Consider the following 17,704-nt stretch of genomic DNA (forward strand, 5'->3'; position numbering starts at 1 on the left):
AAATGAAAAAGATAAATAGAAATACCCAACTCGTCTCTGCAGGGCGTAAGAAAGCCTATACGCAAGGCGTTGTTAACCCGGTAGTGCAACGTGCGTCAACGGTGGTATTCGACTCAGTTGCAGAGTTAAAAGAAGCAGCAAAAAAACGGGGTGATAAAACACTGTTTTATGGCAGACGAGGAACAACAACACACTTTGCATTACAAGAAGCCATCGCTGAACTTGAAGGTGGCGAAGGCTGTGCGCTTTATCCATCAGGCGCTGCGGCTATTAGTAACGCTTTATTGTCGTTTGTAAAAACGGGTGATCATATTTTAATGGTCGACACGGCTTATGAGCCGACACGCGACTTTTGCGATAAAATACTGGCGGGCTTGGGCATAGAAACCACTTACTACCCACCAGGCATTGGCGCGGGCATTAGTGCGCTTATAAAAGACAACACCCGCGTGCTATTTTTAGAATCGCCGGGCTCAATCACCATGGAAATTCAAGATGTGCCAGCGATGGTTGCTAAAGCAAACGAACGTGGTGTGATGACCATGCTCGATAATACGTGGGGGAACGGTTTGCTTTATCGCCCACTTGAGCACGGTGTTGATATCAGTATTCAAGCTGCAACAAAGTACATTGTTGGTCACTCCGATGTAATGATGGGTGTGGCGGTTTCAAATAAAAAATATTGGCCAACATTAAGAGAAAACTCATATTTATTGGGTCAATGTACCTCAGCAGATGATGCGTATTTAGCATTGCGCGGCCTTCGTACGATGGCTGTGAGACTAAAACAACATGAGCAAGCTGCAATTGACGTTGCAACATGGCTTGAAACCCACCCATTGGTTGATCATGTACGCCATCCTGCATTCGAAACATGCCCAGGGCATGAATTCTTTAAGCGTGACTTTGATGGCAGTAATGGCTTGTTTTCATTTGTAATGAAAGCAGGTAATCAGCAAGCCATTGATGCATTTCTAGATAGCTTACAGCATTTTAAAATGGGCTTTTCATGGGGAGGATATGAAAGCCTCGTCACGGCAAACTTAACCATGAAAGGACTGCGTTCTGAAACAGGTTGGACGCAAGGCCCTGTGATACGTTTACATATAGGCCTAGAAGATGTGGCTGATTTGCTAGCCGATTTAGATCAAGCACTCGCCATTTATGAGCAGCACCTCTAACTTGAAAATATACTTTGTTACATAAGAGCCGTTTATCGGCTCTTTTTTTCTGGTAATTCAAGCTGTTTCACCTTAGTGTAAATTAAATATTAAAATTCATTAAGGATTATGAGTGACGCAGTTACATCCTAAACGCCTTGCGCAAATTGCACAATTTGAGCTTGTAAGACTCTTTTTAACCAAAAGAGGGTTACTAGCCGTTGCCGCATTTGCCATTTGTTGGTTATTAATTTTACGCTACCCCATAGCGCAATCTGTTAGCTTAATAAGTTCGCCAGATTTTGCCGATTTTGCGAGGCAAATGTTTGGTGCTATCGGAATTAGTAAACTTCTCGATTGGCCAGAATCAGAGCTTGCGGTGTATTGGCTTATTGCTTTGTTTAGTTTTCCTGGTTTTTGTTTATTTTTATGCAGTGACCAAACCGTGGGAGATAAACAACGCGGCACACTGCGCTTTTTATCCTTGAGAGCGACGCGTAGCGAAATAATTATAGGTCGCTTTTTAGGGCAGTTATTAATACTCACCGTACTTTTATTTGTGACCTTAATGGCCACTGTTTCGATGTTAGCGTACCGAGAGCCGAGCTTATTTGTATCTGGGCTTAGCCGCAGTGTTGTTTTATTACTGCATTTAGTGATCACCGTTATGCCATTTATCGCGTTAATGAGTTTTTTAAATACGTTTGCACGTTCTGCACGATTATCCTTTGTTTTGGCTATTTTATTTTTTGCAGCAGGGAACATTATTATTGGTCTTTTAAGCTGGCAATGGCCTATTTTTGAGGTGTTAAATTATCTGTTTCCAGGTTATCAAATTGACCTTATGGCAGGGCAAAGGGCAGGGCTGATGTTAGGTGTCGGTTTACCTTTGCTGCAGACAGCTGTTTTGTTAGTTGTGGCTGAGCGTATTTTTGCAAGGAGTTCATTATGACCGTATTAATTCGTGGCGAAGGTCTATCGAAAAATTATGGCAGCAAACGCGCGCTCGATAATGTCAGTTTCGAAATTAGTAAAGGGGCACCAGTGGCATTGGTTGGGCCAAATGGAGCCGGTAAAACAACGCTATTTAGTTTGCTCTGTGGTTACATTTTACCTAGCGCAGGAAGTTTATCGGTAATGGGACATAAACCGGGCAGTGCGGCCTTGTTTGGTAAGCTCACTGCATTACCACAAGATGCTCAACTGGACCCGCGCTTTAGCATTGCCCATCAACTTAATTTTTATGGTCAATTACAAGGCTTAAGCAATGCGGTACGCAACAAAGAAACCGCACGCGTACTTGAGCTGGTTGGTTTGGCTGAGGTAGCTAAACAGCGCCCTGATGATTTATCGCATGGTATGCGCAAGCGTGTCACAATTGCGCAAGCATTAATAGGCACACCTGAAATCGTGATGCTAGATGAAGCAACCGCTGGCCTTGATCCGATTCATGCGCGTGAAGTGCGCGAGCTTGTCAGTACACTTAGCAATGAAGCGACTTTTATTTTGAGCTCGCATGATTTAACTGAACTCGAACGTTTATGCTCTCAAGTGCTGCATTTAGACCAAGGTGTGTTAAGCGAGCATCAAGCTCGTTCAACAAGTCAGGACAACAAACATTATATCACTTTGCAACTGAGTCAATTATACGACGGGGTAGAGACCAAACTATCAAGTTTGTCAGAGGTCAACCATGTCTATATGAGTCAATCAAAAGAATATGTTATAGAGTTTGAAAAAGGCGCTGACCCATTTGATATCAATCTTCTTCATTTTTGTTATCAACAAGGTTGGCACTATCGCCAATTGGTTAATGGTCATACACTTGAAAATCAAATATTTAATAAGGAGAGCTAATCATGGGTCTATTAAGTGGGTTAATGGGGAATGCAAGCGAAGTCGATAACAGTGACTTAGAGCATTTAATTGCCAATACATTAATTGAAGGAGAAAGCGTACAAAAAGCCTACAAGGTTGTACGCGATATGTTTATCTTTACCAATAAAAGACTAATCCTTATTGATAAACAAGGTGTTACTGGTTCTAAAATGGAAATTTTGAGTATTGCTTATTCAAAAATCACCAAGTTTAGTAAGGAAAGTGCCGGTCATTTTGATTTAGATGCGGAGTTGAAAATTTGGGTTGGGTCAGATCCAACACCAATCACTAAAGACTTTAAGGCCGGAGATAACATTAATGAAGTTTATAAAATTATAAGCCAATTCTCTATATAAGGTACTGAACTGCTTGTTCTTTTCTAGAAAAAGGGGGCTTTGAACATCCGTTTAAGCCAACTTTTTCTTTACATTTACCGACACTTTATTACAATTAGTATAGTAAAAACAAACGCTTAGTTAAGTTGTTGTTCAGTTTTCTCACGTTAGCATGTGCCCACATTAGCCAACAGGCTAGTTTTTAATAGCAATAAAACAATGTTAATAGGGAAATCTGTTTATGAAAAAGTTAGCAGTTATTATTTCAAGTATGCTTCTGTCAACTGCCGCGACTGCTGCGGATAGTTATCAATCAATTAGCCATTTAGGGTACATGGACACCGATGGCAACGACACTGTGAGTGTTGATTCAACTTACTACTTTGCTCCAAAGACGACATTAGGTCCGTATGATCAATTTGAATACATCAACAAAACAACCAACGTGTATGGTTCGTATGCTGATGATGACTTTGGTGATGTGACGGGTCTTGGCGGTGAGTACTTTGTAAAAGATTTCGTATTCGGTGCGGGCTATAACAATTATGACTATGGTTCGAGCACAGATGTATTTAACGTATCTGCGGGTTATTTCTTTAATCCGAACCTACTGTTAAAAGCGACATTCATCGACGTTGAAGACGGTGAAAATTCGGTGATGTTTGATCTTAAGTACAATCACCAGCTAAACAGCACAGATTACGTGGGCTTCACATTAACAGCGGATGATGACTTTGATTATCGCGCAGTGAATGCGAAGTACTTCATGGACCTTAAACAAGGTAATTACTTAACGGTTGAAGGGACTATCTCTGATACTGATAATGCAGGTAGTTCATGGGAGTTAGGTTCTAACTACTATTTCTCAAAAGCAACATCGGCATTTGTTACATTTAACAAAGAAGATGATTACAGCTTTGGTGCTCAACATTATTTCAACAAAAATGTGGGCTTAAAAGTGGGTTATGCAAACAACTGGGATGACTCAGATTACGATGCATACTTCGCAAACGTTAGCCTGCAGTTCTAATCATTTATTTGATGATATGAAAAAGCCCGCATATGCGGGCTTTTTGCTTTAGGTTGTTTACCAACCGCACTCACGGTCTTTATTTTGTTCATCAAGGTATTTTTGTAATGGTGCAAAGTAATCTAAGATTGCAGTGGCATCCATTTGTTCTTTACCGGTAATGGTTGCAAGTGCTTCTTGCCATGGACGACTCGAGCCCATTTCAAGCATTGCATTTAGTTTCTCTCCAGCCTCTTTAGAGTTATACACAGAACAGCGATGGATGGCTTCTTCGTTGCCCGCAATTTCACAAAGGCTTCTGTGGAAATCAAACTGTAAAATATGGGCTAAGAAATAACGTGTATAAGGCACATTACCTGGAACATGGTATTTTGCACCGGGATCAAAGTCTGATTCACTTCGAGCGATTGGCGCTTGCACACCTTGATATTTCTCACGTAACTCCCACCATGCTTTATTATAGTTTTCAGGTGTTACTTCGCCAGAGAATACCTTCCAGCGCCATTGGTCGACAAGCAGGCCGAATGGAATGAAGGCGACTTTCTCAAGAGCCATTTTCATTAATAGCCCAATATCTTTAGACTCATCAGGCACTTCATTTAACAGGCCTATTTCTTTTAAGTAACCCGGCGTTACCGAGAGGGCAATGGTGTCGCCAATTGCTTCATGGAAACCATCGTTCGCACTTTCTTGATAATAAACCGGTTGAGTGTTGTAGGCACGTTGATAAAAGTTATGCCCTAACTCGTGGTGAATAGTTGAGAACTCTTCGCCTGTGCGTTGAATACACATTTTAATTCGTAAATCGTCTTTACTATCGATGTTCCATGCAGAGGCATGACACAACACATCACGATCACGAGGCTTTATAAATAATGAACGTTCATAGAACGTGTCAGGAAGTGGTGCGAATCCCATTGATGTAAAGAATTTTTCTGCACCGCGAACCATTTTTAGTTCATCGTAATCGTGTTCAGCAAGCAATGCTGTCACATCGTAACCAGGATCTGCGTTTTCAGGCGCAACAACATCATAGATATTGCCCCACGTTTGTGCCCACATGTTGCCTAATAGATGTGCTGGGATTGGTTGGTCTTGGGGTACTTTATCTTCACCATATTGTTCACCCAGTTTTGCACGAACGTGACAATGAAGCGATTCGTAAAGTGGTTTAACTTGACCCCAAATACGATCGAGTTCTTTGGCAAAATCATCAGCAGGCATATCGTACTTGCTTCGCCACATTGCACCTGTATCTGCGTAACCTAGCTCTTTAGCGCCTTCATTGGTTAGCACAACCTGTTGTTCATACAACGGGCGCATAGGTTTTGATACTTGTCGCCAACCTTGCCATAAATCGAGTAGTTCGTTGTAGTCTCGGCTGGTGGCCATTTTAGCGGTCATTTCACCTAGGCTTAAACAACTTCCCTCTTCTTTACAATATTTCCCTTTACCATAAATACCGCCGAGTTCAGCCACAAGCTGTGATAACTTAGCAGTTTTTGCTGCATCTTGAGGTGCAGGCAATGTGAGAGCTAGCTTTAGTTTATCGAGTTTTCGGCGCGCATCGTAATCAAGCTCTATACTGTCAAACTTGGCTGCTTCGTTAGCGAGTCGCACAACAGATTCAGTCATTTTTCGATTAACTTCTGCTGATAACTCAGCACTGTCATGAGTAATGAAGTTTGCGTAAATCCATTCAGCACGGCTCGATTCTAAAAACAGTGCACTTAATTCTTTTTCTGTTTCTGCGATAAATTTATCTGCATCTTGTGCTGTTGCTTGGGGTGGTGTTTGCGTGGTCGTTATTTTCGCAGTAGGCGCTTCGTCGTTACAGCCAGAAAGTGCCAACGCACTTGCGACCATTACAGCACTCACACTGAGCTTAAATGGAGTCTTCATAGTTTTTCCCTAAAGAATGTTATTGTTATCGAACTACTGGCTGAGCTCTGATGTGTCAGTAGTTTTAGTATGGTAGTGGCATAATAGCAGTGTCGAAAAAAAGAACAAGCGAAGAGCCGAATTGAGTCACCGTTACGATTTGACACGTTGTATTTATGGCACGATCAGTCATACTTGAGGCAGTTGATTAAAATAAAAGGATTGCACAATGACTACTGTAATTATTCTGTTACTGGTTGCTGTGATTGTGATTTTTGCTGTGAAAGATATTCGCATAAACCTGATCACGCGACCTACATTTAGTATGTTTAAAAGGGTATTACCGCCTTTATCTCAAACAGAACGCGAAGCAATGGAAGCGGGTGATGTTTGGTGGGATGGTGAGTTATTTAGTGGTAACCCTGATTGGCAAAAGCTACATCGCTTTCCTAAGCCTGAGTTGAGCGAAAAAGAACGTACATTTTTAGCTGAGCAAGTAGAAACCTTGCTGGCAATGCTCGACGATTATCAAATTGTTCAAAAAGATAAAGACCTGCCTAAAGAAGTATGGGATTACCTGAAAAAAGAAGGTTTCTTTGCACTGATCATTCCAGAGAAGTTTGGTGGTCGTGAATTTTCGGCAATTGCTAACTCGACCATTGTGTCTAAAATTGCCACTAAGAGTCTAACAGCCGCTGTGACGGTTATGGTTCCTAATAGCTTAGGACCGGGAGAATTACTGCTTCATTACGGTACAAAAGAGCAGCAAGAGCGTTGGCTACCAAGCCTTGCAAAAGGTGATGATGTGCCATGCTTTGCATTAACAGGACCTGAGGCCGGCTCAGATGCAGGGAGTATTCCTGATACGGGTGTCGTGTGTAAAGGTGAGTTTAATGGCGAAGAAGTCATTGGTTTAAAACTTAACTGGTCGAAACGATACATTACGCTTGCACCGATTGCGACCGTGTTGGGGCTCGCGTTTAAAATGTATGACCCCGATGGTTTACTAGGTGATAAAAAAGAGCTGGGCATTACGTGTGCGTTAATTCCAACCGACCACGAAGGCGTGCAAACAGGTGAGCGCCACTATCCATTGAATATGGCGTTTATGAATGGCACCACGTACGGTAAAGATGTATTTATTCCGCTTGATTGGATTATTGGTGGAAAGCAGGGTGCAGGACGAGGTTGGCGTATGTTGGTTGAATGCTTAAGCGCAGGCCGCGGTATTTCGTTACCCGCCTTAAGCACAGCAACCGGGCATTTAGCTTCACGGATGACATCTGCCTATGCCACTGTTCGTCAACAGTTTGGTGTCTCTATTGGTCAATTTGAAGGAGTGCAAGAGGCTTTGGCACGCATCGGCGGGTTAACTTACACGCTTGAGTCTGCAAGGTTAATGACCGCAGGAGCCATTGATTTAAAATTGAGCCCTTCGGTAGTCACTGCGATTGCCAAATACCATATGACAGAAATGGGTCGTACAGTAATGAACGACGCAATGGATATTCATTCAGGCAAGGGAATTCAAGTCGGGCCTAATAACTATCTAGCTCATGGTTATATGGGGATCCCAGTGTCTATTACGGTAGAAGGCGCGAATATTCTTACCCGTAATTTAATGATTTTTGGTCAGGGCGCAACCCGCTGCCATCCATTTGTACTTAAAGAAATGGAAGCTGCTGCAATGGAAGATCACGACTTAGCGTTAAAAGAGTTCGACGCGCTACTACTACAGCATATTTTGTTTGCTGGCAGTAATGCGGGGATGGCTTTTGTACACGGTTTAACGCGTAGTTATATTGCCAAAGCGCCTGTGAGTGGTGCCACTTCTGTGTATTATAAGCAATTAGGGCGCATGAGCCGAGGTTTAGCGTTTTGCACCGATGTAGCGATGTTAGTTTTAGGCGGCGAGTTAAAGCGCAAAGAAATGATTTCAGCACGCTTAGGCGATGTTCTAAGCCACCTGTATTTAGCTTCTTGTGTACTTAAACGTTACGAAGATGAAGGGCGTCAACAGGCCGATTTACCGTTTGTTCAATACGCAGTAGAACATTCACTGTTTAGTATTGGCCAAGCATTTGATGGCTTTTTCAAAAACTTCTCAAACCCTGTAGTGAACTTTTTACTTAAACGTATTGTGTTTCCATTAGGTAACCATTATCACCGCCCAAGTGATGAGCTGGCGCAAACTATGTGTGAGCACATGAGTAAACCTGGGGTGTTCAGAGATAGGTTAACACACTTGTGCTATGTAGATGAGAATGCGGGGACGGGTGTAATGGAAAATGCCTTTATGGCGATGATTGATACTCATGAAGACTTCAAGCAGCTGCGCAAGTGGCAAAAAGAGGGCACCATTGGCCGTAATTTAGAGCTTGAAGATGCGATAGCGGCAGCGGCAGAGAAAAACTTGATTAACGACACGGTTGTTGAGCGAATGAATGAAGCAAATGCGCTGCGAAAACGAGCCATTGCTGTTGATAACTTTGCCCCCGGTGAGCTGTAGCTCATAGCATAAAAAAGCCTTGCAAGAGCAAGGCTTTTTTAAACGTTATTTATCGTGCAAATGGGTCTGGATTAATTTTTTCGATATACCAATTGCTCTTTTTACGTATCATTCGAACACTGCGCATATCATCTATTTTCTTACCATTAAAGTAGCCGGTAAATATTAGGTTTATATTCGCTTTATCACCGTACTGTTCGCGTAGACTCATATTTGTCATATCGACTTCAATCACGACTTCATCGTATTGCATATTAATAAGGTTACGCGCAAATTGGCTTGCTGTGCCGTAAGATTTCATAATGCGCGCCATTTTAGGGGTGGCATATTGCATTGCAAGATCGAAATCTTTTTGATTATAAAGGGCATCGAAATATAAGGTTGCCGTGTTTCCTGGTGTGTTCTTTTCACCTTTTGGAGAATCTTCAGAGCCGCAACCGAACAGCAGCACGCCACTTAATAGAGCACAAATAAAGAGTATTTTTTTCATTGTTATTGTTTGGCAGTTCAAGATAACTTTAAGTGTGTGACGAAATGGCAGTGATGTAAAGTTAACTCAGTAAATTTATTGGATAATATTGAATTTTATGTAATAAAAAAGGATGCACATGCATCCTTTTTTTTGATTTTGAGTGTGTGATTACTGTACTAATTCTTTGTCGCTAAATTCTTCTGCAAACAATGGGCTAGATAAGTAACGCTCTGTTGCACTTGGTAAAATAACGACAACATTTTTGCCTGCATTTTCTGGTTTTTCAGCTAAACGTTTAGCTGCAACAACCGCTGCACCAGAAGAAATCCCGACTAAAATCCCTTCGTTTTTCATCAATTCATGTGCCATTGCAATCGCATCTTCATTTGATACTTGTTCCGCTGAATCGACAACTTCTAAATCTAAGTTGCCCGGGATGAAGCCGGCTCCGATACCTTGAATTTTATGAGGGCCTGGTTTGATTTCTTCACCAGCAAGCGTTTGGCTGATAACAGGTGAATTTGTTGGCTCAACAGCAACAGATTGCACATTTAGGCCTTTTTCAAGCTTAAGGTAACGACTCACGCCAGTGATTGTACCGCCCGTGCCTACACCAGCTACGAAGATATCGATTTTTCCATCCATTGCATCATAGATCTCAGGGCCCGTGGTTTCAAAGTGGATTTTAGGGTTGGCTGGATTTTCGAATTGTTGTAAAAGAATGTACTTTTCAGGCTCGCTCGCTTGAATTTCTTTCGCTTTTTCAATTGCGCCATTCATCCCCTTAGCACCATCGGTTAAAACAAGGTTTGCACCCAATGCTTTTAATAGCTTACGACGTTCTAAGCTCATTGTATTTGGCATAGTCAGAGTTAATTTGTAACCACGAGAAGCGGCTACGAATGCTAATGCAATACCCGTATTACCAGATGTAGGTTCAATTAACTCTTTGTCTTTTGTTAAAACGCCAGACTTTTCAGCTTCCCAGATCATTGAAGCGCCGATACGGCATTTAACACTGAAGCTCGGGTTACGTGATTCTACTTTAGCAAACACATTACCTGTGGTAACGCGGTTAAGCTTTACAATTGGTGTGTTACCAATCGTTAATGAATTATCTTCAAAAATGTTAGACATAATGTTCCCTTGGAAGCAATTTATTCAATCGGGATCAAATAGCTTAGGCTATCGATCTGTAATAGTCACACTTTACTTCGCCTAATAAAAAACGAAAGTAAAGTTTGGCTATAACATATAGCGAATAGGCTTATAGCATTTAGGAATAAGCTTTAAAACTAAAGGAAAAAAGGGCACTTCGTTTGAGTGCCCTCAATGAGTCTACAATAACCAAGCGTAGCTGAACTTAGCAAATAAGGTTCGTTGTTCTTGGGTGATTGATGACAGTTCATCATCTTGGTAGCCATTATCAGAATAGCCAGCAAAAAAGACTGTTTGTGGGTTCAATTTGTATGAATACAGTAATTGTGTGGCGAGCTTTTTGTATTGGCTGTCTACGTCGTCTTGATAGTTAGCTTGATTGCGCTCTAGGTCTGTGTAAATTACAGCGAGACGTAAAAAGCTATTGACGTTAAATTGGTAAGTCAAACGTACATCGCTTAAATTAGCAGTGAAAACATCGCTACCATCAGCTTCTAGTTGTTCGTATGTATGACGTAATCGTACTTCAAAGTGCTTACCTAAGTTCATATTTAGAACAGGACGAATATGCAGCTTTTCACCAACACGGTTATTCGCTAAATCGACTGCATTTCCGGTATACATATATAGAGAGGCAAATAAACCTGCCTGTGGCTTAAAGTCACTGTAAAAGCCAATGCCGTTTTCGCTAAATAGATCTGTGTTGTCATCTATGTCTAGTCGTGACTTGTCATGACGAAGCCCTCTGCGGTTTCGATGTTCAACTGATAACTCAAAGAAGCTTTGTAATGGGCCACTGACTGAAAAACTTGACTGCGCTTCCTTCTCAAGTAGTTCGTTATTCTCGTTATGTGTAATATCCCAATCGGCATAAAGGTTAGCTCGATTCCACCAATTACCTTTATCGCCATACCAGCGGTATTCACCACCGGTGGTAAATTTTTTAAAATCAACTTGTGAAATAAAACCTAAATCAGCGCGTAAGTCGGCATCGCGGTAATTATAGTCTGCAAACGCACGCCAATATTTTTCGTCGTGTTGGTATTTTACAAAGTAACCGTTCCCTGATTGCTCCTGTTGGTTGAGTACCCGTAAAACTCCTTCGTTATAATCACAGTCGCGATTGATTTCACATGTCACTTGTTCTGGCTGTGTGCAGTTATTGCCATCGCAAAGCTCATCGATAAATGTTTGACTGTACTGAGTTTCCGACTTCAGGACTTGTACGAGAAACGTGTCGTTCACCGTTGGTTTATATTTGCTGTCGATGCTGTACACCGTGTTTTTGTAGTCATCACTCTGACGGTGTGTGGCTGTTGAGCCTAATGACAAACCTGATTCAAAATCGTATCGATAGCGCAAAGCACCGTTCTCACTTTTACTATCCAGAGAGACAAGCGACGAGCCCAAGTTGCCAGGGATCAGCACATTGGTTTGATTGTCGTTGGCTATAAAGCCTGCGAAAGTATGACCATTTTTGCTACCCGTTATTTTTGTGCCGTAATCAGGTTGAGCAATATTACGGGTGTGGATTAAATTGAGTGTTGAAGCAAAGTAGTCTGCATTATCAAGAAAAAATGCCCGCTTTTCAGGAAAGAACAAGCTAAAGTTGTTGTTAACACTTAACTGCGCTACATCGGCCTCAACTTGTGAAAAGTCAGGATTAATAGTGGCATTTAATGTGATATCGGGTGTTATACCCCATTTCAAATCTAAGCTTGCTTCGGTGGTGTTTTCACTTTCCCATTCATCAATATGAGCATTCTCTATCTCTCGGGTTTCATTTTTGCCTAATACAATAGAGGGGATCACGGCCACGTTATTCCCTTGTTTGGCTTCTTCAAAACCTTGATAGCTTGGCATTTGGCAAATCCAGCAGTTATTGCCGTGGTCAATTTTCATATTAGAAATACGCAAACGTTCGCTGCGTGGTAAGAACCTGACAAACTCCATAGCCATGGTTTTGGTTTTAATGCTGTCATCGAAGTTAAGTACGCGAAGTGGAATAGCCACTTCAACGGTATAACCACGCTCATGAATAACGCCTTCGCTATCCCAAATACCATCCCATGAAGAGCTTTCATGTTTTGTAAGCTCATTTTCAATGGAGTCTTGTTGCACACCTAATGGATTAATAAAAAATTGATAAGCAAGCTGCGAATTATTATATGAATCTATTTTTAGGCCGACTAGGTCATCATTCCATGCAGCATCACGGTCACGGTAAAAAGCGCGAATAAGTTCAGGGTTCGGATCGTTTGCTTCAAAACCTATGTATAAGGTTTCGCCATCTTCATAGACATAGGCAAAGGTAGTAACTGGGCTCTTAGCATTCTCGTAAGGCCAAGTGACATTATCGATTACTATTTTTCTGGCTTGCTGCCAACTAGGTTCATCCAGTTGACCATCAACTGTTGCAGATTCGGCAACAAATGGAAGTTGAATGGGTAGGCTAGTCGCCAAGCTTGTAAAAGGCGCACACAAAAGGGCCACACTTAAAATTGATTTATACATAAGTAGTATTTTTGGTATTCAAAACTGCGCGCATGTTATTAATTTACGAGTTTGTTAACAAATGCAACGCGATAGGGTGCATATATTTACGTTCAAATTAGATTCAGGATAATCGTGGTGGTAAATTAGGCAATCAAACACAAATTTGGCTGTTTTATAACAAAAGTAAATCAAAACGTGGTAAAAGGTTACCACCAAAAAAAAGAAGTGATCGTTATGAAGTTAATTCTTAAATTAATTGCCGGTATTGTTGCCGGTATTTTAGTGGGCTTGTATGTGCCACTAACGGGTGTTGAACTCCTTTATACAGCAAAAGAAATTATTGGTCAGTTGATCACCTTTACGATTCCGCTGATTATTTTATTTTTTATTGCATCAGGTATTGCTGGTTTGCCAAAAGGCTCGGGCCACTTACTTGGCAAAACAGTTGGCTTTGCCTATGGCTCTACCATCATTGCTGGCACATTGGCATTTTTACTCGTCAGTGCCATGATCCCATTATTTGATGGTGGCTTAACATTTGAAGCTGAAGTTGCCACAGAAGTGGGTAGCTTTATTGATCTAGAAATTCCGCCGTTAATGGGTGTGATGACCGCGCTTGCAACCGCATTTGTGTTTGGTATTGGTATGAGCCAGTTACAGCTAGATACTTTAAAGAAAGTGTCAGATCAAGGTCGCGATGTTATTGATGGCTTGTTGGCGAAAGTAATTATTCCAGCATTACCATTTTATATTGCTGGTGTGTTTGCTGAAATGACAGTGGCTGGTACCGTCGTTGATACCCTTCAAACCTTCGGTATTGTGTTACTTGCCGCACTTATAATGCATTGGTTATGGCTAACCGTTTTATATGTAACAACTGGTTTATTATTAAAGCGTAACCCATTAGAGCTTGTAAAAAATATGCTGCCAGCTTATTTTACTGCTTTAGGTACAATGTCGAGCGCGGCGACGATTCCAGTTTCGTTACGCTCTAGTAAAGCCAACAATGTAAAAGAAGATGTTGCAAACTTTACTGTGCCTCTATGTGCAACCATTCATTTATCAGGTTCGACGATTACAATCGTTACCTGTGCGATGGCTGTCATGTTTTTATCACCTAATATGGATGTGCCGTCATTGTTTGGTATGTTGCCATTTATTATGATGTTAGGCGTTGTAATGATTGCAGCACCGGGTGCACCAGGTGGTGCAGTGATGTCTGCGTTAGGCTTGTTAACAAGTATGCTCGGTTTTAATGAAGGTGCAGTGGCATTAATGATTGCCCTTTATTTAGCGCAAGACAGTTTTGGTACTGCCTGTAATGTAACAGGCGATGGTATCATTGCGTTGTGGGTTGATCGCTTTAGCGAGAAAGCCGCTGCGTAAAATTAACGAGTGAAACGATATTTTGATTTATCGTTTCACTTCTTCTGTGCTAATGTGGCACATTAAATAGTGCAAAAGCATATATTTGGGTTATTTGAGGGTGTTCCATTGATTAATGTACTTTTAGTTGATGACCATGAGCTTGTACGGACAGGGATCAGACGTATACTTGATGATGTTCGTGGTTTTAAAGTGGTGGGTGAAGCTAAAACCGGTGAAGAAGCGGTGCAATTTTGCCGTCAAAACTCACCTGATATCGTGTTAATGGACATGAATATGCCAGGTATTGGCGGCTTAGAAGCGACGAAGAAAATTTGTCGTTACTGCCCTGATGTGAAAATTATTGTGCTTACTGTACATTGTGAAGATCCATTCCCAAGTAAAGTAATGCAAATTGGTGCCCATGGTTATCTAACCAAAGGGGCTGGGTCTGATGAAATGGTTAATGCCATTCGTGCTGTTAATGCGGGTCAGCGTTATATTGCGCCTGAAATTGCCCAGCAGATTGCTCTTGCGCAAGTTAGCGGTCGTACTGATGAAAACCCTTTCCAAAGTTTATCTGAGCGTGAACTGCAAATTATGCTTATGATCACCAAAGGTGAAAAAGCACAAGATATCGCAGAGCGTTTAAACCTCAGCTCTAAAACAGTCAATAGCTATCGCTATCGTATGTTTGAAAAGCTAAATGTGGGTGGCGATGTTGAGTTAACCCATTTGGCGATACGTCATAAAATGATCGACATTGATAGCTCGCATTAATTTGCTCAATGTCTGATTTCGATTCCGCCCGTTTTCTTAAAACACTATCAAGCGAACCCGGTGTATACCGAATGCTTGATAGTGAAGGGCAAGTTATTTATGTCGGTAAGGCAAAGAACCTCAAAAAGCGTGTTACAAGTTATTTTCGCAGCAATGTAACAGACAGTAAAACGCGTGTATTAGTTAGCAATATCTGTGGCATTGAAGTTACCCTGACGAATACAGAAACTGAGGCTCTTCTTCTCGAAAACAACCTTATAAAAAAATATCAGCCTCGCTATAATATTTTACTGCGAGATGACAAATCGTATCCGTATATTTTACTGACAAATCATAAACATCCCCGTTTGGCGTTTCATCGTGGTAGTCGCAAAATTAAAGGTGAGTACTTCGGTCCTTTTCCAAGTGCGGGTGCGGTATCAGAAAGCTTACGGCTAATGCAAAAAATCTTTCCTGTTCGTCAATGTGAAGATGCCTATTATCGTGCACGAAGTCGCCCATGCCTTCAGTATCAGTTAAAACGCTGTTCTGCACCTTGTGTCAACAAAGTATCTGATGAAGAGTACAGTCAAGAAGTCGACTTTGTTCGTAAGTTTCTACTTGGCAAGTCACATGAAGTTATTGCCGATTTAATTACAAAAATGGAACAGGCCAGTAAAGCACTAAAGTTTGAACTGGCTGCTAAAGTACGTGACCAAATTTTGTTGCTTAGAAAAATGCAAGAGCAACAATCTATTTCAGGTAATCATGCTGAAATGGATGTGGTGGGCTTTGCACATTTAAACGGTTTAAATGCCGTACATTTATTAATGATCCGCGATCATAAAGTATTAGGCAGTAAGACTTATTTTCCTAAAGTCCCTAAGGATTCAGGGCAAGAAGAAATTCTCACCTCCTTCTTAGGGCAATACTATTTAGCACCGGGTGCAACAGGGCGAATTGCAAAAGAAATCATTTTGCCGTTTGCTATTGAAGAAAGTGAGCCATTGAGTAATGCGCTTACCACAATTTCAGAGCGTAAAGTCACCTTGAAAGTAGCGAATCGAGGTGAGAGAGCGCAATACTTAAAGCTTGCAAATAAGAATGCGCTTAACAGCATAAGTGTAAAACAAAGCACGCAAGACTCAATTAACAAGCGTTATGCGCAATTAAAAGAAACACTTCGGCTTGACGACATTAATCGCATGGAGTGTTTTGATATCAGCCATACAATGGGTGAAAACACAGTAGCAAGTTGTGTCGTGTTTGACTCACAAGGGCCAAATAATAAAGAGTATCGTCGCTTTAATGTGACGGGTATTACTGGCGGTGATGACTATGCCGCCATGGAGTTTGCGTTAAACAAGCGTTATAACAAAGTTGTTGATGAAGACAAGATCCCAGATGTTATCTTTATTGATGGTGGTAAGGGGCAATTATCGCGTGCTGAGCAATATTTTGAAAATTGGCCCCATAGCAAAATGCCACTGTTAGTTGGCGTAGCAAAAGGCACGAGCCGTAAGCCCGGTTTAGAAACCTTATTGATTGACGGCGGTAGGAAGACTATTCCGCTTGATTCAGATGCGCCGGCACTTCATTTGATCCAACATATTCGCGATGAATCACACCGTTTCGCAATTGCAGGACATCGTAATAAGCGTCAGAAACAGCGGACTCAATCATTACTTGAAGAAATAAATGGTGTGGGGCAAAAGCGCCGACAATCATTATTAAAATATTTAGGGGGCATGCAAGGGGTAAAAGCTGCTAATATAGAACAACTAAAACAAGTTCCTGGGATCAGCCCTGAAATGGCTGAAAAGATATTTAATCATTTGCATGACAAGGCGTAGCCTTCATGCGAATATAGAAAAAAAGACATCTCCAAGTAGTTATGTGGAATATTCCAAACACACTCACAACCTTTAGACTTTTTCTTATCCCCATTTTTTTGGTGATATTTTATTTACCTTATTCATGGGCGTTTTTCGCGGCCGCGTTTGTTTTTTGGCTTGCATCAATTACTGATATTCTTGATGGCTATTTAGCACGCCGTTTAAATCAGTCTACACCTTTTGGTGCATTCTTAGACCCTGTTGCCGATAAAGTAATGGTCTGTGCTGCATTAGTGGCATTATCTAGTCATTATCAGAATTTATATATGACGATTCCCGCACTTGTTATCATTAGCCGTGAAATAGTTATTTCTGCCTTACGCGAATGGATGGCAGAGCAGGGCAAACGAGATAACGTTGCTGTATCTAATATGGGCAAGTTCAAAACAGCTGCACAAATGTTGGCGATAATCGGACTTATTTGGCAGTTTGATACCTGGATGATTTATTTAAGTTATGGACTTTTATATATTGCCACGTTCTTAACATTGAGTTCGATGCTGCAATATTTGTTTGCTGCTTGGTCAGAATTGACCAAAAATTGATCCTAAACGTATAATTACACACCATTTTAGATAAAAAATAAGCAAACAGTTTAAAACTCGCATTTTTTATATTGACGCGTTTAATAATCTCTGTAGAATGCGTCCGTGTTGAGAGGGCATAGCCCACAAGATAAAGAAAAGCGGCACTAGCTCAGTTGGTAGAGCGCAACCTTGCCAAGGTTGAGGTCACGAGTTCGAGCCTCGTGTGCCGCTCCAATTAT

At 41.4% G+C, this 17,704-nt stretch carries 14 protein-coding genes and 1 tRNA gene; 11 read left to right on the forward strand and 4 right to left on the reverse strand.

Annotated features, from left to right (window positions below; all coding sequences use genetic code 11):
- Window positions 1-2: 2 nt before the first annotated feature.
- The 5 genes from JIG41_RS14465 to JIG41_RS14485 all read left to right on the forward strand — a co-directional run bounded on the left by JIG41_RS14465 (window position 3) and on the right by JIG41_RS14485 (window position 4,403).
- A complete protein-coding gene (locus tag JIG41_RS14465) occupies window positions 3-1,181 on the forward strand; it encodes a cystathionine beta-lyase (RefSeq protein ID WP_199524996.1) in 1,179 nt (392 codons plus the stop codon).
- Between the two features lie 112 nt (window positions 1,182-1,293).
- The gene (locus JIG41_RS14470) at window positions 1,294-2,112 is read left to right on the forward strand and encodes an ABC transporter permease (RefSeq protein ID WP_036969330.1); all 819 of its coding nucleotides are present in this window, start codon (window positions 1,294-1,296) and stop codon (window positions 2,110-2,112) included.
- Window positions 2,109-3,017, forward strand: a complete 909-nt coding sequence (locus tag JIG41_RS14475) for an ABC transporter ATP-binding protein (protein ID WP_199524997.1) — start codon at window positions 2,109-2,111, stop codon at window positions 3,015-3,017. Before JIG41_RS14470 ends, JIG41_RS14475 begins: the two co-directional genes overlap by 4 nt.
- Before the next feature lie 2 nt (window positions 3,018-3,019).
- The gene (locus JIG41_RS14480; RefSeq protein WP_036969326.1) at window positions 3,020-3,394 is read left to right on the forward strand and encodes a PH domain-containing protein; all 375 of its coding nucleotides are present in this window, start codon (window positions 3,020-3,022) and stop codon (window positions 3,392-3,394) included.
- Between the two features lie 220 nt (window positions 3,395-3,614).
- The gene (locus tag JIG41_RS14485) at window positions 3,615-4,403 is read left to right on the forward strand and encodes a putative porin (protein ID WP_036969325.1); all 789 of its coding nucleotides are present in this window, start codon (window positions 3,615-3,617) and stop codon (window positions 4,401-4,403) included.
- A 57-nt stretch (window positions 4,404-4,460) separates the two neighbouring features.
- On the opposite strand, the gene JIG41_RS14490 is transcribed toward JIG41_RS14485, so the two are convergent.
- Window positions 4,461-6,305 carry a M2 family metallopeptidase gene (locus tag JIG41_RS14490; RefSeq protein ID WP_199524998.1) on the reverse strand — a complete coding sequence of 615 codons (1,845 nt, stop codon included), beginning with the start codon at window positions 6,303-6,305 and terminating at the stop codon, window positions 4,461-4,463.
- 208 nt (window positions 6,306-6,513) lie between these two features.
- On the opposite strand from JIG41_RS14490, the gene JIG41_RS14495 reads away from it, so the two are divergent.
- Window positions 6,514-8,793, forward strand: coding sequence for an acyl-CoA dehydrogenase (locus JIG41_RS14495; protein WP_199524999.1), 2,280 nt, complete (start codon window positions 6,514-6,516; stop codon window positions 8,791-8,793).
- Between the two features lie 49 nt (window positions 8,794-8,842).
- Here JIG41_RS14495 and JIG41_RS14500 read toward each other — a convergent pair whose 3' ends face one another.
- The 3 genes from JIG41_RS14500 to JIG41_RS14510 form a co-directional block, all read right to left on the reverse strand.
- Window positions 8,843-9,283: a hypothetical protein gene (locus JIG41_RS14500; protein ID WP_199525000.1), complete on the reverse strand. Its 441-nt coding sequence runs from the start codon at window positions 9,281-9,283 to the stop codon at window positions 8,843-8,845.
- Window positions 9,284-9,433: 150 nt separating this feature from the next.
- Entirely contained in the window at window positions 9,434-10,402 is a 969-nt protein-coding gene (gene cysK, locus JIG41_RS14505) for a cysteine synthase A (protein WP_036969317.1), read from the reverse strand.
- A gap of 201 nt (window positions 10,403-10,603) precedes the next feature.
- Window positions 10,604-12,937 carry a carbohydrate binding family 9 domain-containing protein gene (locus JIG41_RS14510; protein ID WP_199525001.1) on the reverse strand — a complete coding sequence of 778 codons (2,334 nt, stop codon included), beginning with the start codon at window positions 12,935-12,937 and terminating at the stop codon, window positions 10,604-10,606.
- A gap of 216 nt (window positions 12,938-13,153) precedes the next feature.
- Between JIG41_RS14510 and JIG41_RS14515 the strand changes: the two genes are divergently transcribed.
- The 5 genes from JIG41_RS14515 to JIG41_RS14535 all read left to right on the forward strand — a co-directional run bounded on the left by JIG41_RS14515 (window position 13,154) and on the right by JIG41_RS14535 (window position 17,699).
- A complete protein-coding gene (locus JIG41_RS14515) occupies window positions 13,154-14,305 on the forward strand; it encodes a dicarboxylate/amino acid:cation symporter (RefSeq protein WP_036971603.1) in 1,152 nt (383 codons plus the stop codon).
- Between the two features lie 108 nt (window positions 14,306-14,413).
- Complete coding sequence (gene uvrY, locus JIG41_RS14520) at window positions 14,414-15,064, forward strand: UvrY/SirA/GacA family response regulator transcription factor (RefSeq protein WP_036971600.1); 651 nt, start codon at window positions 14,414-14,416, stop codon at window positions 15,062-15,064.
- Window positions 15,065-15,072: 8 nt separating this feature from the next.
- Entirely contained in the window at window positions 15,073-16,896 is a 1,824-nt protein-coding gene (gene uvrC, locus JIG41_RS14525) for an excinuclease ABC subunit UvrC (protein ID WP_074989866.1), read from the forward strand.
- Between the two features lie 41 nt (window positions 16,897-16,937).
- Window positions 16,938-17,483 carry a CDP-diacylglycerol--glycerol-3-phosphate 3-phosphatidyltransferase gene (gene pgsA, locus JIG41_RS14530; RefSeq protein WP_036969313.1) on the forward strand — a complete coding sequence of 182 codons (546 nt, stop codon included), beginning with the start codon at window positions 16,938-16,940 and terminating at the stop codon, window positions 17,481-17,483.
- A 140-nt stretch (window positions 17,484-17,623) separates the two neighbouring features.
- Window positions 17,624-17,699 (forward strand) — tRNA-Gly (locus JIG41_RS14535).
- Window positions 17,700-17,704: the final 5 nt, after the last annotated feature.

The organism is Pseudoalteromonas sp. bablab_jr011, from assembly GCF_016464045.1.
Lineage (GTDB): Bacteria > Pseudomonadota > Gammaproteobacteria > Enterobacterales > Alteromonadaceae > Pseudoalteromonas > Pseudoalteromonas lipolytica.